This is a genomic window from Novacetimonas hansenii (genome assembly GCF_014843995.1).
Taxonomy (GTDB): Bacteria; Pseudomonadota; Alphaproteobacteria; order Acetobacterales; family Acetobacteraceae; genus Novacetimonas; species Novacetimonas hansenii.
The window spans coordinates 766,665-788,351 of record NZ_CP062147.1 but is presented as its reverse complement, the minus strand read 5'-3'; the positions used below and the strand labels follow the sequence as shown (position 1 = coordinate 788,351).

The 21,687-nt window shown below is 62.5% G+C and carries 18 protein-coding genes, 1 tRNA gene and 1 riboswitch; of the genes, 3 read left to right on the top strand and 16 right to left on the bottom strand.

Features of this window, described 5'->3' with window-relative positions; genetic code table 11:
* Nucleotides 1–285: 285 nt before the first annotated feature.
* The 7 genes from IFJ82_RS03360 to IFJ82_RS03330 all read right to left on the bottom strand — a co-directional run bounded on the left by IFJ82_RS03360 (nt 286) and on the right by IFJ82_RS03330 (nt 8,266).
* The gene (locus IFJ82_RS03360; protein ID WP_003621890.1) at nt 286–1,020 is read right to left on the bottom strand and encodes a CbtA family protein; all 735 of its coding nucleotides are present in this window, start codon (nt 1,018–1,020) and stop codon (nt 286–288) included.
* Nucleotides 1,021–1,065: 45 nt separating this feature from the next.
* Nucleotides 1,066–1,242: riboswitch (adenosylcobalamin (AdoCbl) riboswitch) on the bottom strand.
* A gap of 758 nt (nt 1,243–2,000) precedes the next feature.
* Nucleotides 2,001–2,591 carry a peroxiredoxin gene (locus tag IFJ82_RS03355; protein ID WP_003621884.1) on the bottom strand — a complete coding sequence of 197 codons (591 nt, stop codon included), beginning with the start codon at nt 2,589–2,591 and terminating at the stop codon, nt 2,001–2,003.
* Between the two features lie 49 nt (nt 2,592–2,640).
* Nucleotides 2,641–3,759, bottom strand: coding sequence for a lytic transglycosylase domain-containing protein (locus IFJ82_RS03350; RefSeq protein WP_003621882.1), 1,119 nt, complete (start codon nt 3,757–3,759; stop codon nt 2,641–2,643).
* 273 nt (nt 3,760–4,032) lie between these two features.
* Nucleotides 4,033–5,097 carry a CorA family divalent cation transporter gene (locus IFJ82_RS03345; RefSeq protein WP_003621879.1) on the bottom strand — a complete coding sequence of 355 codons (1,065 nt, stop codon included), beginning with the start codon at nt 5,095–5,097 and terminating at the stop codon, nt 4,033–4,035.
* Nucleotides 5,098–5,292: 195 nt separating this feature from the next.
* The gene (locus IFJ82_RS03340; RefSeq protein ID WP_062809464.1) at nt 5,293–5,694 is read right to left on the bottom strand and encodes a DUF3597 domain-containing protein; all 402 of its coding nucleotides are present in this window, start codon (nt 5,692–5,694) and stop codon (nt 5,293–5,295) included.
* Between the two features lie 78 nt (nt 5,695–5,772).
* Entirely contained in the window at nt 5,773–7,065 is a 1,293-nt protein-coding gene (ahcY, locus tag IFJ82_RS03335; protein WP_062809465.1) for an adenosylhomocysteinase, read from the bottom strand.
* Between the two features lie 160 nt (nt 7,066–7,225).
* A complete protein-coding gene (locus tag IFJ82_RS03330; protein ID WP_003621873.1) occupies nt 7,226–8,266 on the bottom strand; it encodes a dipeptidase in 1,041 nt (346 codons plus the stop codon).
* Between the two features lie 185 nt (nt 8,267–8,451).
* Between IFJ82_RS03330 and IFJ82_RS03325 the strand changes: the two genes are divergently transcribed.
* Nucleotides 8,452–9,282, top strand: coding sequence for an aldo/keto reductase (locus IFJ82_RS03325; RefSeq protein WP_003621871.1), 831 nt, complete (start codon nt 8,452–8,454; stop codon nt 9,280–9,282).
* 107 nt (nt 9,283–9,389) lie between these two features.
* Here IFJ82_RS03325 and IFJ82_RS03320 read toward each other — a convergent pair whose 3' ends face one another.
* The 5 genes from IFJ82_RS03320 to IFJ82_RS03300 all read right to left on the bottom strand — a co-directional run bounded on the left by IFJ82_RS03320 (nt 9,390) and on the right by IFJ82_RS03300 (nt 15,520).
* Nucleotides 9,390–10,310, bottom strand: coding sequence for a hypothetical protein (locus IFJ82_RS03320; RefSeq protein ID WP_192265613.1), 921 nt, complete (start codon nt 10,308–10,310; stop codon nt 9,390–9,392).
* Nucleotides 10,311–10,314: 4 nt separating this feature from the next.
* On the bottom strand, nt 10,315–12,723 hold the full coding sequence (locus IFJ82_RS03315) for a TonB-dependent receptor (RefSeq protein WP_175575177.1): 2,409 nt from the start codon (nt 12,721–12,723) through the stop codon (nt 10,315–10,317).
* A gap of 205 nt (nt 12,724–12,928) precedes the next feature.
* Complete coding sequence (locus IFJ82_RS03310) at nt 12,929–13,459, bottom strand: hypothetical protein (protein ID WP_003621865.1); 531 nt, start codon at nt 13,457–13,459, stop codon at nt 12,929–12,931.
* A gap of 322 nt (nt 13,460–13,781) precedes the next feature.
* Nucleotides 13,782–15,233 carry a siroheme synthase CysG gene (cysG, locus tag IFJ82_RS03305; protein WP_192265611.1) on the bottom strand — a complete coding sequence of 484 codons (1,452 nt, stop codon included), beginning with the start codon at nt 15,231–15,233 and terminating at the stop codon, nt 13,782–13,784.
* Nucleotides 15,234–15,370: 137 nt separating this feature from the next.
* Complete coding sequence (locus tag IFJ82_RS03300) at nt 15,371–15,520, bottom strand: hypothetical protein (protein WP_167614000.1); 150 nt, start codon at nt 15,518–15,520, stop codon at nt 15,371–15,373.
* 190 nt (nt 15,521–15,710) lie between these two features.
* Here IFJ82_RS03300 and panC point away from each other — a divergent pair, with 190 nt between their 5' ends.
* A complete protein-coding gene (gene panC, locus IFJ82_RS03295; protein WP_003621860.1) occupies nt 15,711–16,592 on the top strand; it encodes a pantoate--beta-alanine ligase in 882 nt (293 codons plus the stop codon).
* 366 nt (nt 16,593–16,958) lie between these two features.
* On the opposite strand, the gene IFJ82_RS03290 is transcribed toward panC, so the two are convergent.
* From IFJ82_RS03290 to IFJ82_RS03280, 3 genes are read right to left on the bottom strand one after another with little or no spacing between them, the layout of a single operon-like run.
* Nucleotides 16,959–17,153, bottom strand: coding sequence for a Trm112 family protein (locus IFJ82_RS03290; protein ID WP_062809470.1), 195 nt, complete (start codon nt 17,151–17,153; stop codon nt 16,959–16,961).
* Between the two features lie 33 nt (nt 17,154–17,186).
* On the bottom strand, nt 17,187–18,005 hold the full coding sequence (locus tag IFJ82_RS03285) for an LON peptidase substrate-binding domain-containing protein (protein ID WP_192265609.1): 819 nt from the start codon (nt 18,003–18,005) through the stop codon (nt 17,187–17,189).
* Complete coding sequence (locus IFJ82_RS03280; RefSeq protein ID WP_062810012.1) at nt 18,002–18,979, bottom strand: tetratricopeptide repeat protein; 978 nt, start codon at nt 18,977–18,979, stop codon at nt 18,002–18,004. The genes IFJ82_RS03285 and IFJ82_RS03280 overlap by 4 nt, the downstream gene beginning before the upstream one ends.
* A gap of 206 nt (nt 18,980–19,185) precedes the next feature.
* On the opposite strand from IFJ82_RS03280, the gene IFJ82_RS03275 reads away from it, so the two are divergent.
* Nucleotides 19,186–19,260, top strand: a tRNA-Gly gene (locus tag IFJ82_RS03275).
* A 325-nt stretch (nt 19,261–19,585) separates the two neighbouring features.
* Here IFJ82_RS03275 and IFJ82_RS03270 read toward each other — a convergent pair.
* Nucleotides 19,586–21,685 carry an HlyD family efflux transporter periplasmic adaptor subunit gene (locus IFJ82_RS03270; RefSeq protein WP_192265600.1) on the bottom strand — a complete coding sequence of 700 codons (2,100 nt, stop codon included), beginning with the start codon at nt 21,683–21,685 and terminating at the stop codon, nt 19,586–19,588.
* Between the last annotated feature and the right edge of the window lie 2 nt (nt 21,686–21,687).

The window sequence follows — 21,687 nt, the reverse complement described above, 5'->3', positions numbered from 1 at the left end:
GTCCGCAGCCCTCAGGCGGGATGGCCCTGATACCCAGTACACCTGACACCCTATATAGAGGCTGCCTGAAAAGGCAGGCTTGATAACATACTGAAATTATAAAAGTTTTTGGTGAAGCTTTTTCCAAAAAGCTTCAGAAGACGCCGCCTTATTTCGATCAAAAGGCGGCACCCAAAAACTTTTCTTTTTCATCCATGAGTTGTTTTCAAACACTCTCGTAAAAAAGGCGTCGCATTTTCCAAAAATGCGACGCCAGCAACATCCCCGGCAACCTGTCCGGTCGCCTCAGCCGCGCACGACCCCATGGTGGCCGTGCAGTTCGGGCATACGGTCCACCAGCAGGCCGAATACAAGGCCCAGCGCCCCCCACAACACGACCTGCATGCCAAGGGCGGCCTCGCGGAAATGCCACAGCAGGGCGGCGGGGAAATCTGCCGGGACCTCGTTGATCGTGGGCAGCGCCAGTTGCAGCACCGTCACCAGCACGACAAACAGCGCACAGCCACACAGCCATGCGGACCATGCCCCCAGACGCGCCAGCAGCGCCCGTCCTGCCAACACCGACAGGATCATCGCACAGAGCGAGAAGACGACCATTTCAAAATAGGTCGCGGTGCGTTGCCCGATTGTTTCGGGGTTCCCCACGGCGGGCGGGTTGGCGGGATATTTCAGGTCGGGCACCAGCACGACCGCCACGAACCCCGCCGCCGCCAGCAACAGCGCCAGCATCCGTGGCGATACCTGTCCCACACGGCCAAACGCCACCGCAAACGCCAGCGCGAATACCCCCCCATACGCCGCGCCATACATGACGGACGCCGTCAGCAACCCGATGGAGGACTGCACCTTGCGGCTGACCAGTTCTTCTTCTGGCGGTTCACCTTCGGCCGCGTCATGCGCGGCCTCGAACGCGATGGCGCGATCGACCTGGGGTTCGCCGACAATCCGCGCGAAGCCAAAGGCGAGGAACGCCGCGAGAATCCCCGCAAGCATACCGCGCAGCAGGACACGCCCGGCCATCAGGCCCGCACCGGCAAAGGGAAAAGGAAGGGAATATGCATATTCATGACTCCTGCGGGGAAATCGCGTCCCCGATGGATGGAAGAAAGGATATCATGCAAAGTATCTGGCTTGGCAGGGTGCGCGCATCGACATGATGCCATGCATGCCCGCATTACAGTGGCGCGACCGCACCGGATTTTCACCGGCTTCCTTTGCATGAAAGGCCCGTTTTCATCGCAGGGCGCACCGCACAAGTCAATGCGGGGCAAAGCCGCCCCGTCGCGCCCTGCACAGCGCATCCCCAACGGGACATCCCAAAGCCTGCATTCAGGACAGCGCATCTTGGGGCAGCGCATTCGGAACAATGCATCTTGGGCAACGCATTCTGGGCAACGCATCCCGAACAGCCATCCGGGATGACCCGCCGGTCAGATGACAGGCAGGCGCGTGAACAGGCGCACCCTCCGCGCCCGCACATCACGGCATGCCGCGTTTACGGAAAAAGCGCCGCAGGATTCTTAGAAGCTGTTTGAAATGGTCATTCTTGATAACATACTGAAATTATAAAAGTTTTTGGTGAAGCTTTTTCCAAAAAGCTTCAGAAGACACCGCCTTATTTCGATCAAAAGGCGGCACCCAAAAACTTTTCTTTTTCATCAATGCTTTGTTTTCAAACACTCTTCTATTCATGAATCTACTGGAACTGTTTGAAAACATCCCCTTAGATAATGGAAGGGGAAATTCCAGATTTTACTTTAACATTTTGAAAATGCGACGATTTTCAGGACATCCTGGAAAATCTTTACCAAGAACTTTCAGGATCCCAGTGGGATATGGGGACAGTTTTTACAAACAGCCTGCTCGGGAATGATCGAAATGTCCGGGCGCTGCCTGTTTATAAAAAAGCAGCGCCTTTACACGGGGCCGTAAAAAACTTCAAAAAACCATTGCCGTTTCAATCGGTTGCTGGTCCTGACGTTTCAAACGATTTCCTGTATTCAGGGGGCCGGGGCATGTCCCGCGCGCCATGCCCTGATCGCCTCGAGTGTGCGACGGACATGTTCGTCAGGCGAAAGCGCGCTGTAGGTAAAGATGATTTTGCCATCGGGGGCGATGACATAGGACGTGCGGCTGGCGTAATGGACCACCGGCATGCGTGAATCATACAGCCGCGCAATCGACCCCGACGGATCGGACGCGACGGGGAAACGGCCATGGCATTCGCTGACGGAAAAACGGTCCAGTGTCTTGAGATCATCCATCGACACGCCGATCACGCTGGCGCCAAGTGCGTGGTAACTGTCCATCGCATCCGCGAATTCATGTGCCTCTATGGTGCAGCCACGCGTAAAGGCGGCGGGGTAGAAATATACCACCACCGGCCCGTTACGCAGCGCATCGGCCAGATGAAAGCTGAACTCCTTGCCTGCCTGCGCGGCGGGGGCGACGAACATCGGCGCATTGCTGCCCGCGGGCAGGGCGGCGCGCGCGGTGGACCATGCGACAATCCCGGCAAAGGACAAAACCCCCACCAGTGGCACGATAATACCTGTCCACGACCATCGCGGACGCCTGTAGAAATATTTCATTCACTTCATCCCGTCATGTATCGTGCGTCATGCGTCATGCGTCGTGCCCTCATGACCCGGAAATCGGTCCCATGACCTGACAGGCATGACTGCCCAGTTTCTGGCACGCCTGCAACGCGCTGGCATGCGACAGGCCCAGCAGGCGGGCGCGATAGACACGTCCCCGCCCCGCCGTGACCGAATCAACCTGTTCACGCGCGCCATGCAGCGCGGCGTTGGCGCGGGCATGCTGCAATGCCTGCAACGCCTGTCCGCGCGATCCGTAGGCCCCGACCTGCACCGCCCAGTTGGCGGCATCCATGACGATGGTGGGATGCGCGCCCACCGCCGACATCGGCAACTGCCCTGCTCTGGCGCGCGCGCTCCATGCCGCACGGACGGCCGCGCTTTCAGCCGACGGGGCCTCGGCCACCTGCAATGGCTGGTCCGCGCCGATCACCTGCCGCCCGCCACGCCCATGCCGGGTGCTACCCTGCGCGCGGGCCTGCGCGCGGGCCTGTGCCCTGGCCTCGATCATCAGGTCGGCCTGTGAACGGTTGACCGGCGACACACCGGCGATGCGCGGGCCGATAAAGGCCACATATTCGCGTGTTTCACGCGGCAGCGTATGGCTGCGGTCAAGGAAATCATCCAGACGCCCCGGCCCGCTGTTATAGGCCGCAAGGAACCCCGGCGAGCCATAGATGTCATACATCTGGCGCAGGTACGAAGTACCGGCGATGATGTTGTCATGCGGTTCATAGGCATCCGGCCCAAGGTTGTAACGCCGGCGCATCTCGTCATAGGTGGGGGGCATGAGCTGCATCAGCCCCATTGCACCGGGCTGCGACGTCACGAACTGCCCATTATGGAAAAGCTGCCCGCCGGATTCACGCTGCATCACCGCACGTATCCACAGTTCGGGCACATCGAAACGCTGCGCCGCCTCGGTAATATACGGTCCCCACGGATCTTCTGGCGGACCGGGCGGGGTATAGTTCTGGCGCGCGCGGGCGCGATAGGCATCGGCTTCCTGCATCATCTGCGCATCCGACATCGCGGCCTCGTGCGGTTTACCCGCGCAGGCCGCCAGCGCCACCAGCAGCGCCAGCGAAAGCCACCGCCCCGCCCGCGAACATGACCGCGAAAGGGGCCAGGCAGGATTTTCCGCCAGAAGCGAAGATGACATGGGCCGCTGTTATCCTGTTGCGATGGTCCGGCACGCCGGAAAGGGTCCACCATCGCGATGAAATGGCGGCGCCCCCTTGTACACCACCCCACAGGACCGATGCAACGCCGTCAGCCCTGCCCTGCGTGCCCCATGACCGGGGGCGCGGTGCAAGAGCGCCCCTGCGCAAGCCCCCTCTGTGCAAGATCGCCCTGCGCAAAGCGCCCTTTGCAAACTGCCCTGTGCAAACCGCCCTGTGCAAGCGGACCCGGATGGGCCGCCCCGGTACGCGCCCTATAGCAGCTTCATCAATTTGAGCAGCAGCCACGTAATGACCATGAACAGAAAGCAGATGCACCCTGCCTCCACCGTGCCGGCGCGCCCTTCGGCCAGGAACATGCCACCGGTATTCATGCCAAAGAAACCGGTCACGAACGTCGCGGGCAGCATCAGCGTCGTCACGATGGACACAGTATACAGCCGCCGGTTCGTCTCTTCCGCCTGCCCCGACGCCAGTTCATCCTGCAACGAGCGCGCACGGTCCTGAAGGGCGAGCAGGTCATCAAGGGCCGCGTGAATCTGGCGCTGCGAACGGTCACGCAGGTCGTCTTCCGCCCATTCGGGCAGTTCGAGGTCCTCGCTACGGAACATGCGGTCGACGGGGGACATGACACGACGCAGTTCGGTCGAACGTCGCCGCACCCGCCCGATCAGGCCGCTGATGCGCCCGAAATCCGTATGCTGGTCCAGCGTCAGCAGCAGGTCTTCCGCCCGGTCAAGGTGATCGTCAAGCAGCGCGATGTTACGCCGCACCGTATCCGCGAATTCCAGCAGCGTGCGGTCCACCACCTCCGCAGGGGAGGCAAACGGCTCGCCCCGCTGCATATAACGGTACACCAGCCCCAGCGCCGGCACCGGCTGGCGGCGGGTGGTGATCAGCAGCCCCGGCAGCACCGCAAACCGCCATGCCGACAGGTTTTTGTCATCTTCGGACATGCTGTCGTCAAAACCGGGCAGCGCGCCGTACACGATGTCGCCTTCCACCTCCAGCCGGGTGCCACGGTCGATATTGCCCAACGCCTCGCGCGCCTCTTCCGGCAGGCAGGGGATCTCCTGCACGCGGGCGCGCGTGGCGCTGTGGACGATATCGTAATGCAGCCATACCCACGCATCAGGCAGCGGGGGCGCACCCCCGGCCAGCGCATGCGCGACCTGTCCTGCATCCAGCTTCTCCGGCTTGTGACCGGGACGGCACGCGATGGCCCATACCAGGCCGTCCGCCTCGGGAAACGCCTCGGGGAACGGGGCGGCGGCCTCGTGCAGGGGGGCGTTCGGGACAGGGGAAAACATGTCGGACATGGGCGCTGTATCCGGAAGGCCGCAGGCAGGCGTCCCCATCTTGCACGATGGCCCCAACGGCGCAACAGCACGCGACGGGGGCGCGACCGGACATACGGGACAGGGCACGCGGCATAAGGCGGGGTACGTAAAAAAGGCGGAACCGGGATGGCCAGCGCGGGCCGCCCGGTTCCGCCCCAAAGCCGGGCGTGAAGATTACTTCATCAGGTCAGGAGAGACCTTGCCGCCATTTTCCGCCAGCTTGCGCAGCACCTGCGCCTGCAGCCAGATGTTCATCGCGGCCGAGTCGTTCGTGTCACCGGTATAATGCAGTTCCGCCGCCAGTTCCTTGCGCGCGGCAAAGGAGCTGTCGAGGCCCAGCAGCTTGAGCAGATCGACGATGGAGGTCTGCCAGTTCAGCTTTTCCGGGTTCTTCGCGGCCATCGCACTCAGCACCGCGTTGACGTCAACCGGGGCGGCGGGGGCAGCAGCCGGGGCGGCCGGGGTCGCGGCAGCAGGGGCCGCAGCGCCCGCGGCGGGGGCGGCAGCGGCGGGCGTTGCCGCCTTTGCTTCGGACGAGCCAAAGATCTTGGACAGGATGGTGCCAAAAATACTCATGCAATCGTTCCTTGTTTCCTGATGAACCCCGGCAGGGCTGCCGGGGCTCTCGGGTTTGTTATAGCAGGGAAACCGGCCTCAGTAACGATACAGATCATTCTTGAACGGCCCGGCGACGGGCACGTCGATATATTCGGCCTGCTTGGGCGTCAGCTTCGACAGGTGGGCACCCACCTTGGCAAGGTGAAGGAACGCCACCTTCTCATCGAGATGCTTGGGCAGGGTATAGACCTTGTTTTCATACTTGCCCGCAGGTGCGGTCCACAGGTCGATCTGCGCCAGCGTCTGGTTGGTGAACGACGCGGACATGACAAAGGACGGGTGGCCCGTGGCGTTGCCCAGGTTCACAAGGCGGCCTTCGGACAGGACGATCAGGCGCTTGCCATCGGGGAAGACGACCTCGTCCACCTGCGGCTTGATGTTTTCCCACGTGAAGTTGCGCAGCGCGTTGATCTGGATTTCGGAATCGAAATGTCCGATGTTGCACACGATGGCGCGGTTCTTCATCGCCCGCATATGGTCGATGGTAATGACGTCCTCGTTGCCGGTGGCGGTGACGAAGATATCGCCGCGCGGCGCACCTTCTTCCATCGTCACGACCTCATAACCTTCCATCGCGGCCTGCAGCGCGCAGATGGGGTCGATTTCCGTCACCAGCACGCGGCAGCCCGCATTGCGCAGGGATGCGGCCGACCCCTTGCCCACGTCGCCGTAACCCGCGACGACCGCGACCTTGCCCGCCATCATGACGTCGGTGCCACGGCGGATTGCGTCCACCAGGCTTTCACGGCACCCATACAGGTTGTCGAACTTCGACTTCGTCACGCTGTCATTGACATTGATGGCCGGCACCTTCAGCAGGCCCTTCTTGGCCATGTCCCACAGGCGATGCACACCGGTCGTGGTCTCTTCGGAGATGCCACGCACGTCATTGAGCATCTCGGGATACTTCTCGTGCATCAGGGTCGTCAGGTCCCCGCCATCATCGAGGATCATGTTCGGCGTCCAGCCGTCCGGCCCCTTGATGGTCTGTTCGATGCACCACCAGAATTCGTCCTCGCTCAGGCCCTTCCATGCGAACACGGGCACGCCGGTCGCCGCGATCGCCGCCGCGGCCTGGTCCTGCGTGGAGAAGATGTTGCACGAAGACCAGCGCACCGTCGCACCCAGCGCCGTCAGTGTCTCGATCAAGACAGCGGTCTGGATGGTCATGTGCAGGCAGCCCGCGATGCGCGCGCCCTTGAGCGGCTGCGACTTGCCATATTCATCGCGCAGGGCCATCAGGCCGGGCATTTCCCCTTCCGCGATGGCGATTTCCTTGCGTCCCCACCCCGCGAGGGAGATGTCCTTGACCTTGTAATCTGTTGTCATGACCTGTCCTGATTTCCTGTTTGACGGTTGCGGGTATAGCCCCTTGCCCTCTGCAAATCCAGAGTGCGATAGCCGGTGCGCGCGCGGCCGATGCGCATCAACGCGCGGGCGGCATGGACGTTTGCAGGGGGTACGTTACCGGGTCGGTTACGGGAGGCCGTTATGCGGCCACCTCCTCCGCACGGCGCAGGATGCGCACGAAATTACCACCCCACAGCGCGGCGATCTGCGTCGCGTCATAACCACGGCGCATCAGTTCCGCCGTCACGTTGGGGGCCTGCGCCGCGCTGGCCCATCCGTCGATCCCGCCGCCGCCGTCAAAATCGGACGAAATGCCGACATGCGCGATACCGATGCGCCTGACGGCGTAATCAATATGGTCCACAAAATCCGCAACCCCCACACGATGGGTCTGGCGCACATCGCGCGGGCACAGGAAGGCGTCCATGGCGGTGATATGGATCACCCCGTCGCACGCACGCAGGGCGTCAAGCTGCCCATCATCAAGGTTGCGCGGGTGATCGCACAGGGCGCGCACGCACGAATGGCTGGCGAAAACCGGTGCGCGTGACAGTTCCACGGCCTGCATCATCGTCTTGCGCGACGTGTGCGACACGTCCACCAGCATGCCCAGGCGGTTCATTTCCGCCACCGCCGCGCGCCCCAGCGCCGACAGGCCGCCATGAGGTTCCGCCGCATCGCCAAGGTGCGTCATCGGCCGCGCGGAATCGGCAAGCGCGTTGTGCCCGTTATGCGTCAGCGTCATGTAACGCACGCCACGTTCGCGAAACCGCGCCAGCAGGCCGATATCCTGCCCGATGGTATAGCCATTTTCGACCGCGGGGATGATCGCGATGTCCCCCGCGCGGTGCGCCGCCATCAGGGCGTCGGCGCTGTCGCACACCCGTACGCCGGGCACGTCGTCCGTGCCCGCGATGACGTCGAGCATCGCCAGCGCCTTGGCCGAGGCGGCGGCATGGCCCGCATCCCCAACCGCGCCCTGCCCCACATAGGCGACAAGGCAGGCGGCCCCCATGCCGCCTTCGCGCAATTTCGGCAGGTCCACACAGCGCGAGTCCGCGCCCGTGGCGAAATCACCGCGATCAGGCCATGGGATGTCCACATGGGTATCGAGTGTCAGGACCGAACGGTGCATCGCCTGCACCGCATCGGGAGTCGGGGTGTTCGTCTGTTCATTCATGGCAGTCATCCTTTTGCCACAATGAAGCATACGCAGGGCTGTCCTGAAAACCGGGCATTAAACCGATCCACCCTCAAGGCGTTACGTTGGGGACAGGCTACTCCATCCCTCCGGTCGCTCCACGCGTCGGGGCGCAGCATGTCGCCCCCGCAGGCCGGACACTTAGCGAGGCGAAGGAACCGAGCATGCACAACATCCCCCTGCTGCCCCTTAATGACGGGCATAAGATCCCCGCGATCGGATACGGCACATACCCGCTGGACAACCCGCAGGCCGAAACGGCGGTGCGTGAGGCCCTGTCATGCGGATACCGCCTGTTTGACACCGCCGCCAATTATGGCAACGAATCCGGCGTCGGCACCGGCCTGCTCAGCTTTGACGTGGGTCGCCCCGACATCTTCGTCACAACCAAGCTGCGGGGCCGCGACCAGGGGTACGACAGCACCCTGCGCGCGTTCGACACCAGCCTGCAACGGCTGAAGATGGACTATATCGACCTTTACCTGATCCACTGGCCCCTGCCGATGAAGGACCAGTATGTCGAAAGCTGGAAGGCCCTGATACAGTTGCAAAAGGACGGGCGCGTACGCTCCATCGGGGTGTCGAACTTCTTGCCCGAACACCTGACACGCATCATCGACGCCACCGGCGTGACACCGGCGGTCAACCAGATCGAAATGCATGTCGATTTTGCACAGGCCGAATCCGTGGCCCTGCACAAAAAGCTGGGCATCCTGACCGCGGCGTGGAGCCCGCTTGGCCGTGGCGCCATATTGGAAAACCCCGTCGTCGGACGCGTGGCGCAACGCCACAACCGCAGCCCGGCACAGGTCCTGTTGCGATGGGTGGTGCAGATGGGCGCGGTTCCCCTGCCCAAAAGCGCGCATCCCGCCCGCATGAAAGCCAATATCGAGGTTTTCGATTTCGAACTGTCGGATGCGGACATGCGCGACCTCGCCACACTCGACGGCAATCACCGCACCGGCCCCGACCCGGCCACCTGTACCGAACAGTAAACGACATCCGGGGGGGGGGATGCATACCCTCCCCCCGGCCACAGGTCATGGCCCTTTGGGAACCATGGCGTCATCCCCCAGGGATGGGCGGCCATGGCCCCATATCATCAGGGCAGGCGGCTTTGCACCAGTTCCGCCCTGTCGCGGCTGATGGTCCAGATGGTGCCGGGGCGCGTGGCGTCCCAGTCAAAGGCCTGCCCGCCCGTGGGCAGGGTGATCGTGCGGACATGCACCAGCCGCCCCCCCGCATCGGGCAGGCGCAGCACATACATTTCAGGGCGCGTATGCCCCGTCACATACAGCATCCCGTCACGGCCCCACCGGCCACCCGATGCGCTGAAATCCCCAAAACGTTTCAGGACATCCAGCGGGAACAGCCATGATTCGCGTTCCACGAAATCCGGCGAATATTTCACAAGGCGTGTCGATTCCGTGCCCCGGCCGACCTCTCCCCCGCTGGCGGTGTAATTGGCAAAGCACGCCCACCAGAACCCGTCATGCCAGTCGATCCATGTCAGCGACCCATGGCCGGGGCCAAAGCTGTGGCTGCGGACATGGCGCATCGTCACGGGATTGAACCATTCAACCGAACTGGTCATCGGGACGTTGGGAAAGTTCGACATGGCGCAGACCATCTGCCCTGCCACCATTTCACAACTGTTGATATGGATGAACACCTGCGGGTCGCCCGACCATGATGCAACATGCCGGCCACTGGCGCGGTCATATTTGCCAATGGTGCTGTTGGAAATGGCATAGACATATTTTGCGTCATTGGTGACGCCCTGATGCGCCTCCTGCGCCTCCATGCGGGTCAGGACCGTGGCGGCGGGCGCGGCCTCCGCCGGGGCGTCTGCCGGGGCGCCAATCGCGGTGCCCACCGGAGCGCCCACTCCGGCGACAACCGGGGCGGCAACCGGGGCGGCAACCGGGGCACCAGTCTGGGCGGCATCACCGGCCCATGCCACCTCTGCCATGACCAGAAGGGCGATGAAAATTGCTGACAGGCGCAGGATGAATGCAAACATCGTCTTAAAACCCTGTTGAAACACTGGCCACGACCGCGAATGGCGCCCCGGCGAAATAACTTGGTGTCGATGCGCTGACGGCGGTTCCGTTCATGCCCTTCATCGCCTTTGCCGTGCCGCCATATCCCGACACCGCCGACAGGTAATGATTGTCGCCCACATTCATGATGTTGACCTGGATCTGTGGCGAACGAAAGCGCGAGAAGCTGTGGAAGCGATAACCCAGCGTCAGGTTGGCGGTGATGTAGGACGGCATCGCGGCATTATCCATCAGCGCCGAATATTGCTTGTCCACATAAAGGATGTTGGCATTCCCGAAATAATGCCCATCATCATACTGCAACCCGATGGAGCCTGAGAATTTCGGCGCGGCAATCGCGGTTTTCCCTGCCGTGGGCAGGTAATCTGTGCCGGCGTTGAAATTATTGTCCGTGGTGGCATGCAGGAACTGCCCCGACAGATAGGGGCTGAAATGATGCCATGGCTTCATGCCGAATTCGACCTGTACGCCCCGGATCGTCTCCCCCCCGACATTCAGCGGGACGCTGGTCAGGTAATTGTCACCGGGCAGGTATTCGGACGAGCTGACCTGATGGTTCGTCAGGTTCATGTTGAACAGCGCAAGCGAGACATTGAAAAGTCCCGTGTGCCGATAGCCGACTTCCTCGCTGATGTCATATTCGGGCTTCAGGTTGCCAATCGTCGTCGTGGGCTTGGGCGATGTCAGGCTGTAGCTGTCGATATACGCATTGGCCGACGCGGGCATGCGATATGACGTGGTGCCATTGACATAGACCTGGTCATGGCGGGTGATGAAATAGGTCAGGGAAACCTGTGGCAGGGGCTCGAAATAATTCCTGTTGTTGCTGTATTGCGTGCCGGGAATGTCGTTGGTGACGGAACGCCCGACCATTGAGGCCTTGAACGCCGCATTGATGACCAGACGGTCGTTAAATGCCCTGAACGTATCGGCGATATACAGCGTATTGACCTGCTGTATATAGCTCATGTCCTCTGTCGCCAGCACGCGCCCCGACGGCAGGCGGATCGGGTTGTATCCCCCGACCGTATCGCCCGCGTCATTGACCACACCATAATCGTTCAGGACACTGTAATCCGTATATTGGTACCAGTCCCCGAATGACAGCGTATTATGCCTTGTCACCCAAGAGATTTCCGAACTCAGCCCGCCACTGTCTTCCTGCCAGTTGTTATAGGCCACGGCGGTTGCCTTGCCCTTTTGCGCATAGGGCAGGTTCAGGTTGCCGTACTGTTCGCTGCCCATATATCCGCCGCTGCCGGGCACCATGGCACTGCCGAGCGTGGGGCCGGTACGATGGATGTAATAGGGACGGACCTGCAGGCGCAGGCTGTCATTCAGCCGCAGGTCGGATGGCAGCATGACATGGATTTCGTTCTCGTCCTCCATGTGCAGTTTATACCAGTTCGTATTCCCGAAATAATAATCCTTGTTATATCCGGGGCTTTTCCCGGTTTTCTGCCATGCATCCCATTTCGCCATCGTCACCGTGGGGTAACTGGCCTGATTTTCGCGGGTATAGCCGAAAATCAGCGATGTATTGCCAATCGACCAGTCCTTGGTCAGTTTGGAGTCCACATGGTAGCGATAGACACCACCCCCGCCGAACCAGTTATTGCTGCGGGTATAGGAAAACGACGCCATCCCGCGCAGGCCGGTATTGCCGATATCACCGGTTTCGAACCGGGCAAATTCCTTGTTCGACCCGTATGACCCACCCGATGCGGAAACATATCCGTGCATCTGGTGCGACGGGTCCATCATCCTGGTGTTGATTTCGCCGCCGGCCGCCCAGTACACGGGGGAATCAATACTCGAAGATCCCTGAATAACCTTGATGGAACCGATATTTTCCGCATCCACCAACATCTGGGTATGCGCGACATAGGTTGTGGGATTGGACGATGGTATCCCCTCGAACACATATCCGACTTCGGACCCGTCAAGGCCGCGCATGTTCATATGGTCGCTTTCGATCCCCATCGGGTCCTTCGCCCCAAGGACCACGCCAGGCACCATGGCAATCAGCGTATTGATATTGGCGGTGGGCGACTGCTTGGCGATGTAATCGCGTGTCAGCGTCGTCTGCGAACGGGCCTCCGTCTCCACCGACATGCGGCCGCCGCCCGGCGCATTCAGCGTCACGCCATCGGGCATCGAACGGCTGGCATTGACGTGGATATATTCATTTTTCGCGGTGGGCGCCGGCTTTGTCCCATGAACAGCCGCCGCGGTTTTCTTCTTCCCCGTGCTGCCGGCATCCGCGGCCTGCGCGGTGGAGGCCACAGCGACAGCCAGCACAAAAACAATATGCGCACATCCGGCACGATGGGGAATATATCGTAAAAACGCGGCCCCTGTATTCGCGAACATCAACATCACCTCGCGCAATTTCCTTGCTGCGCGGGACGATAGTTTTTTTCAGTCGCTGCGTTTATGAACGTTTAATGAAACATCATCTGGTAACGGAACATTTTACCACATATTTCATGGTATTCATTTTTCCAATACCTGAATCCCGGATGCGGCGTCCTGTAACGCCACATCCGTGCGGCACGACCCGCAGGTCCCGTCCCCTTCAGGCATGGCCAATGGCGGGGGCAGCCGCCACGGATGTGTAATGCGGCGCGCAATGCAGCATCGGCCGCGCCACCCGCACCCCCAGCCAGTATCCCGCCCCCGCTAGACATGCGCCAAGCAGCGTGATGGCCGGCATCAGGCGCGTCACCACCCCGTCATGGTCGGACACATCACGCAGGGCGATGCGTGCTTCGTCATCATGACCGGCCTGTGCCGCCGCCGTGGCCGCCAGCAGGCGACGTTCCACATCGGTTACATGCATCACCCCGGCCATCGCGATATCCAGCAGCGGCAGCCGCTGGCGCGCCATCCATGCCAGTGCGTTGTGAAAAGCCTGTGCCACATCGGCGAATTCCCGGCGATTGCATGGCAAGAACAGCCCAAGCGCCGAACGCGCATTGACCGACAGGCCCGCCGCACCGGAACATGAAGGCATCGGATGCACAGGCCCGACAAGACGGCGGACGGTCCATACCGCCAGTCGTTCGCCACAGGGAAGATCGGACAGAACGGTCGCATAACTGGACATGGCATTCCCGGACACGCGAAGTCCGGCTCCCTAGAGGTTTATCATGTCGCTGACCTTAGATGATAATGATTATCATTTTCAATATAAAAATCACACATACCCTCACTTCGGCGTGACCATGCGCGGATTTCCCCTTACCAGGACAAACGACAGGACCGCGCGCAGGTTCTCATGCCGCAAGGGAACACTCCCCCGAAACAGGGGAAGGCCACAGCCCAACGGGAAACATCCGCAGTGATATATGCTGTCTTATCAACGGGCCGTTTGCACACGCCCTTTACAGGCATCGCGTGCAGGCCCCTGTTGCGCGCCGGTCGGAAATTTACGGGTCGGTTCGCGATGCGTCATGTGGTGACGCGATGGACGGCGCTGCGATGGACGGCGATACCACGCGGTGCCGAACCACCTGTCCCACGATAATCAGCGCCGGGCTGCCGACCCCATTTTCACGCGCCAGCCCCGGCAGGTCGGCCAACGTGCCGGTAAAGACGCGCTGGTCCGGGCGGGTGCCGCGTTCGACGATGGCCGCGGGCCAGTCATCGGGCAGGCCATGGCGCGCCAGTTCGGCGCACAGCACCGGCAGGGCCGCAACCCCCATGTAAATCACGATCGTCTGTCCCGGTCGCGCCATATTGGCCCATGGCAGGTCCAGCACCCCATCGGCGCGGGCATGGCCGGTCACGAACATGCAGGCCTGCGCGCAGTCGCGATGCGTCAGCGGAATCCCGGCATAGGCCGCACACCCGTTGGCCGCCGTAATGCCGGGCACCACCTGGAACGGGATGCGTGAGTGCAACAGCGCCTCGATCTCCTCCCCCCCGCGGCCGAACACGAACGGGTCCCCGCCCTTCAGGCGCAGCACACGCTGCCCCGCACGGGCACGACGGACCAGTTCGGCGTTAATCTCCTCCTGCGGCATGGTATGACGATTGCGCCGCTTGCCCACGAACACCAGTTCCGCATCACGACGCACACGATCCAGCAGGTCGGGGGAAAGCAGTTGGTCATACAGCACGCAATCCGCATTCTGCATCATATGCAGCGCACGCAGCGTCAGCAGGTCAGGGTCCCCCGGCCCCGCACCAACCAGCCAGACCTCTCCCCCCGGCCCGTCCCCCGACAACAGCGCGTCCAGCACATCGCGCGCGCGCGCCACATCCCCCGCGCGGGCGGCGGATGCGCCCTGCCCGTCCAGAAATGCCTCCCAGACGCGGCGGCGGCGCACGATGTCGGGACAGGCCGCGCCGACACGTTCACGTTCGGCCTGCATGAAACCGGCCAAGGCACCGGTACCGTCGGGAATCGTCGCCTCCACCTGTTCACGCAACCGCCGCGCCAGGACCGGGGCCGCGCCACCGGTGGAAATGGCGATACGCACCACGCCGCGATGTACCTGCGCCGGTGTGATGAAGGAGGAGGGCTGCGGGTCATCCACGGCACAGGCCAGCACGTTGAGGTCATGCGCAATCGCCGCGATCCGGCGATTCAGCGCACGGTCATCGGTCGCGACATAGACCAGGCGGCAACCGGGAATGGCCGCGCGCACGGCCGCATCGGACGCATCCTGCGCGATATGGGTCAACACCCCATCTTCCACCCACCGGCGCATGTCCGCCACCAGACGGGTCGCGATGACCGAAATGCGCGCCCGGTGCGCCAGCAGCAGGCGCACCTTGTTCACGGCCACCTCGCCCCCGCCCACGACCAGGACGGGCACGTCATCAAGGCGCACCGCCAGCGGGAACCAGGCAGGATCGGAAGAAGAAAGGGTCATGCACCATTCACCGGCTGCGCGCCGGTGGCTCCAGAACACAAAGGGGCGCGCACGGAACGGGCCATGCACGCAATGGGAAAACGCGGGGGCGGGCTATGGCGACTCTGCCACCGGACGGGCCGCCATGGCGCGCAGGATCAGTAGGAGGCGACTTTCTTCAGCCCCTCGGCATAGCCCCAGCGTTGCCAGTCGGCGCGATTATCCACCTTTCCCGGCGTGGTGGAGGCACATGCGGCAAGCGCAAGCACGAAGGCGAACAGGCCAAGGATATGGACGATGCGGGTCAAGTAAGCCTCCTGCTGGACACGGCGGCAACATAACAGAAAAGCGAACCATCGGTCACGACCCATCATGCAGGTGGCGTTTGCATATTGCGCGCGCTGCACGGATAACCGATCCACACGTAACCGATCCACATGGGCGACGCCACCGGCGCGCCCACCCGTCGCCCACCCCCGTAACAGGACACACGGCCCCATGACGACCACCGCGCACATGACCATCGCCCACACCGTCCACGACCTGCGCACGCGCGTCATGCAATGGAAACGCGATGGATTGCGCGTTGGCATGGTGCCGACGATGGGTGCGCTGCATGACGGGCACCTGTCGCTGGTGCGGGCCGCGCGCGCGGCATGCGACCGTGTGGTGGTCAGTATTTTCGTCAACCCGACGCAGTTCGACGATGCGTCCGACCTTGCCGCCTATCCCCGCACGGTGGAGGCCGACGCCGCACTGCTGCGCACGGCGGGGGTGGACGTGCTGTATGCGCCGGACGCCGCGCAGATGTATCCCCCCGGCTTTGCCACCACCATTTCCGTGCGTGGCGTGTCCGAAGGGCTGTGCGGCGGCGCGCGCCCCGGCCATTTCGACGGGGTGGCCACCGTGGTGTGCAAGCTGCTGATGCAGGCGCTGGCGGACCGTGCGTTCTTTGGTGAAAAGGATTTCCAGCAGGTGCATGTGGTACGCCGCATGGTGACGGACCTGAACCTGCCGGTGGAAATCGTCACCTGCCCCACCCGGCGCGAGGAAGACGGCCTGGCCATGTCATCGCGCAACCGCCGCCTGTCCCCCGATGCCCGCACCCGCGCCCGCGCCCTGCCGCAGGTTCTGGCACACTGCGCCGAACGGATCGCGGCCGGGCATGATGTGGCCGATGCCCTGCGACAGGCGCATGCCGCGCTGCTTTCGGCGGGGTTCGCGTCCGTCGACTACCTCGAACTGCGCGATGCGCGCGACCTTGCGCCAATGACGCAGACACCCACTACCCCCGCACGCCTGCTGGCGGCGGCGTGGCTGGATTCAGTCCGCCTGATCGACGGGGTGGACGTCGCGGCCGACATCCAAGAGACTGTCTGAAAACAAATCATTGATGAAAAACAAGAAAAGTTTTGGGTGCTGCCTTTTGATCGAGAAAGGCAGCGTCTTTCGAAGCTTTTTGGAAAAAGCTTCACCAAAAACTTTTATAATTTCAGTATGTTATATCGCCTGACGTTTCAAACACTCTCTACGGCGCAGGCATATGCCGCCAGGGGGCATGGCCCCCGCACTTTCACCGGCGCTATCCGGCTTTTGCAGACCGTTGCGGCATAAACAGGGTTAAGGGGGCAGGAATCGCACTATCCGCCGGGTCAGGGCCGCGTTGGGTCAGGGCCGCGCCCGTGGCTGGTCCGTGCGCCAAGGGCGTCACATGGCGAAAGGCCAGCCCGCAGATCAGCCCACAGATCAATCCGCCAGGCGACGCGCCTCGTCAGGGAGCATGATGGGGATGCCATCACGAATCGGGAAGGCAAGGCCCGCGCCCTTGCTGATAAGTTCGCCGGCCTCGCGGTCATAGACCAGCGGCCCCTTGGTCACAGGGCACACCAGCACCGACAGAAGACGGGGATCGAGCGGTGGGAAAGTAGGCTTTTCGGTCATTACTGGGCGGCCTCCTGCATAAATCATGTTGGATCAGGACGGGGATGCACCCTCGTCCGGCTCATGTCCAGCCATGTCCAGCAGCGTGCGCAACGTATTGGCGCGTTCCGCCAGCGTCGCGGATTCCAGCAATGCCTGTTTTTCCGCCGTCGCGAACGGACAGATCATCGGCAGCATCACCAGCAGGGTCACGTCGTCCATTTCATACAACGCATCCCACTGCGTGCTCAGCCCCTGCTGCGTGCAGAACCGGCGCAGCGACTCCAAAAGGCGCTCCCGGTCATAGGCAACGTCCTCGTCCGGGTCGGTCACATCGGCGGCAAAGCCTGACACGTCGATGCGCGCGACACGGTATCCCCGGCGCATCCCGGCCTCGCGCAGCAGGCGAAACCGCGCCAGCCCCGTCAGCGTGATGCCATATGTGCCATCCGCGCGTTCGGTCATGGATGTAATGCGCCCGATGCACCCCACCGAATACAGGGGCGGGGTTTCATCCGCGCCCCCCGGCAGGCCGCCAGCCCCACCGGCCCCACCGCCATCACCGTTGCCGTCACCATCGGCGAACACCCCGTCACCGGGCGTCATAGGTTCCGCCATGCCGGGCCAGTCGCGCGTCTGGATCATGCCGATCATCCGGCCTTCACGCATCGCATCTTCCACCAATGCGACATAACGCGGTTCGAACACGTTGAGCGGCAGCTTCCCATGCGGCAGCAACATGGCCTCATTCAACGGGAACAGGCCGATTTCCGCCGGAAAATCCGCCAGCGTCATGTCCTGTATCAGCGGGATGCGGCGCGGGATGTCGTCATGTTCGACCACATGGCCGACCCGGTCATGGCGTGGCGTCATGAAAACAGCAGCGAGGACATGCGCCGACGCGCCGCCACCGTCGCGGGATCGTCATGGCCCCATGCCTCGAACAGGCGGATAAGCTGCAGGCGCGCGCCGTCATCCTTCCATGCGCGATCTTCCTTCATGATCGTCAGCAGTTCGTCGGCGGCCTCGGCCTTCTTTCCCGCCGCGTTCAGCGCGGTCGAAAGCGCGAACCGGGCCTCGTAATCTTTGGGGTTGGCAACAAGGCGCGCGCGTAGGCTTTCCGCCTCCTCCGCCGCCTTGCGGCCTTCACGCTTGAGGTCGAGGGCCGCGCGCGCGCCCTTGATCTCCGCATGTTCCGCAATGGCCGCGGGCACGTCACGCAGGGCGTCGGCCGCCCCTTCCTCGTCCCCCATGACGATCAGGGCGCGCACCAGCCCGCCCCACGCGGCGGGATTTTCGGGTTCGATCTCCAGCACCTGCGAATAGGCGCCGGCCGCGGCCTCCGCCCGCCCTTCGTCCAGTTCCTTGCGCGCCAGGGCGATCAGGTCGGCCGCAGGCAAGGCCCCCCCCGCCGCCTTGAGCACACCTTCGACAAAGCGCCGGACCTCGCTTTCGGGCTGTGCGCCCTGAAACAGGTCAAGGATCTGCCCCTGCCAGAACGCCGCGACCAGCGGGATCGACTGCAACGGCAGGCCAATCTTGCCCAACTGCTGCGCCAGCGCCTGATTGGCGTCCACATCAATCTTGACCAGGCGCACGCGGCCACCGGCCGATGTCACCACCTTTTCGATCACGGGCGTCAGCTGTTTGCACGGCCCGCACCACGCGGCCCAGAAATCGACCAGCACCGGGACCGTGCGGCTGGCATCGACCACGTCACGCATGAAGGTGTTCTGGTCACCATCCGAAATCACGGCCGCCCCGGCGGACGGCGCCGCACCCGGCGTGGCGGCGGGGGCGCCGGGACGCGTGTTGGGGGACGGGGACTGACCGATGATATAGTCCATGGAAACTTGATCCTGCCTTGGCTTTGTGTCTTCGCCACCGCATCCCCTGTCGGGGCCGGTGGCCTGCGTTTCATAACGATAGATTGTCATTCCCACGGCGTCACGCAACCTCAGACCGGGCAGATCAAAAAAAACATCCCACCCTGCATTTTCCCCCTTGCGCCACAGATGCTTATTGCGTAAACACCGCTTCACCGACACGGAGCGCGGGCGTAGCTCAGGGGTAGAGCACAACCTTGCCAAGGTTGGGGTCGTGGGTTCGAATCCCATCGCCCGCTCCAGTTTCCTTACAGGAAACAATCGGACACGAGAAAGCCGCCGCAAGGCAGCTTTCGTCGTTTATGGCCCCCTCCCCACATCACAAAAACAGGCACCATGGCCGGGCATCGCCCCATCCCATGCCACCAGCACCAGATCGCGGGCCGGTCCCCTTCCCCCCGATAAGGGATGGTCTGAAAGCAACCTGTTGAGAAAACAAGAAAAGTTTTTGGGTGCTGCCGTTTTTCAAAAAGGCAGCGTCTTCTGAAGCTTTTTGGGAAAAAGCTTCACCAAAAAATTTTATGATTTCAGGATGTTATTGATCCTGACTTTTCAAACACCCTCCCCTTAAAACCCGCTTTCACGGACCAGCAGCGACGCGGCCCGGCGATAGACCTGAAGGGCAAAGCTGCTTGAGGGGGCATCCAGCACCATAAGGCCGAAGATCCGTGCCGCAGGCTCAGGTGCAGGCGCGTCCACGCGGGCCACAACACGATAAAGCGGAAGATCAGCCTGCCAGGTGTCATGCCGGTCACGATGCACGGCCATATGGCCGCCCGATGGCTGCGCCAGTTCCAGTTCCTCGATGGCCTCCGCATTCGCATCCGACACACGCTCCACCGTCAGGCAAAGGGGCGGACCACCCGTTTTCGACCAGAAACGCCCCCTTGTCCCCGCGTGAATCCCACGGATATCGGTTTCCCCAACATAGCCGACGACAACGCCCGGCCCCTGTGAAAGAAGGCTGAACAGCGGCGTGTGCTTTGGAAAGACTTCGCCCTGATACGCCTGCGGGTCAACATCGACCACGACCCCATCGAATGGCGCGCGGATATCCAGTGCGTCGATGCGCCCTTCGGCTGCGGCCACGTCGTGGCGTCCCCGCGAAACCTCCTCCTGCGTGTCAGCCATTGTCGAAAGCATGGCGCGGTCGCCGGACTCGCCCGCGAATCCCGCGCGCCGCAACTCGGCCAGACTGGTCTGAAGCCGGGCCTGAGCCACATCGCGACCGGCCTGCAGGTCCTCTGACACCAGATGCGCCACCACCTGCCCGCGCGTCACCTCCGTCCCCGGCGCCAGCAGCCAGACCAGCGCGCCCGCTTCGGCGGTCCTAAGCCGCGCCTGCATCGCCGGGCGCCACAGACCGTCCACCCGCACCGTGCGGTTCCATGGCACGACCGCCACCAAAACCCCCACCACCATGACCCCAAGTACGACGCCCCGCCGCCACCTTGATGCCGCCTGCATCAGCCTGCCCCACTGCCGGATTTCACGCAGGATCGGCCCGACCAGAAAAAACCAGATTTCGATCCCGAACAGGACGATGCCCAACGCCTTGAACACCTCACGATAAACAAGAACCGCGATGCCCAGAAACAGGAAGAAGCGATAGACCATCGAGGCAAAGGCATAACACAGCACCCCGATGGCCCGGCCCCTGCGCATATGTTCGGGCGGGGGCGCCTGATGTCCGAACAGCCATGTCCGCAACTGCCAACGTCCCAGAGCATAGCCCCGTGATTGCAGATTGGGCACACCCAGCAGGTCGGATGCGATGTAATACCCATCAAATCGCATCAGCGGCGACAGATTCAACAGCACGGCGCTGATCCAGACCGACCCGCTGAGCACAAGTGCCGCCTGCCGCGCGCCGCCATCAGGCAGGACCGCCCACAGTACGGAGGCAACCGCCGCCAGAACCAGTTCCGACAGCATCCCCGCCGCATCAATCGCCACCCGCCCGCGCGCATCCTGCAACCGCCATGCATCGGTGGTATCGGTCCAGAAAACCGGCATCAACACCAGGAATGCGACCCCCATCGCGGGCACGTCACATCCCATGCGCCGGGCCGTGATGCCATGCCCGAACTCATGCACCAGCTTGGCCGCACCCAGGGCCAGTGCAACCGAAACCAGCCCGCGCATCGACAGCAATCCATGCAGTCCCGCGCGATACTCCTCCCATCGCAGGGCAATGCCCCAGAACCCAAGCAGCGACAGCACACCGACCCCGCCCCAGAACCAGCGCGAAAACATCCAGCCACACCAAGGCAACATGGCCGAAAGCAGGGCATTGGGACGGACCAGCGGAATGCGCAGGAACAGGTAATGATGCAACAGCCACTGCCATATTCCCTGCCGTTGCGCGGCGCGTTCATGCGCCAGGGTGGCGGGCGAAACAGCATCCACCAGATGCATCCTGTGGCAGAATTCCGCCACGGCCATGACCTCACCCGGCGCGCACACCCGGCCCATGACGGCCGATACGCTGTGTGCGATCGCCTGCGCATCGCCCAGCGACCAGTGAACCAGAATTTCCGTTTCCTTCCAGCTCAGTCGAAAAAACCGGTTGGAGACCGGATCATGCAGGGTCCATGTCGGCAACCCGTCCAGCATGGGGCCGCGCACAAGGTCAAGGTCATCACGCAGTGGTGGCCAGTCCGTCATTC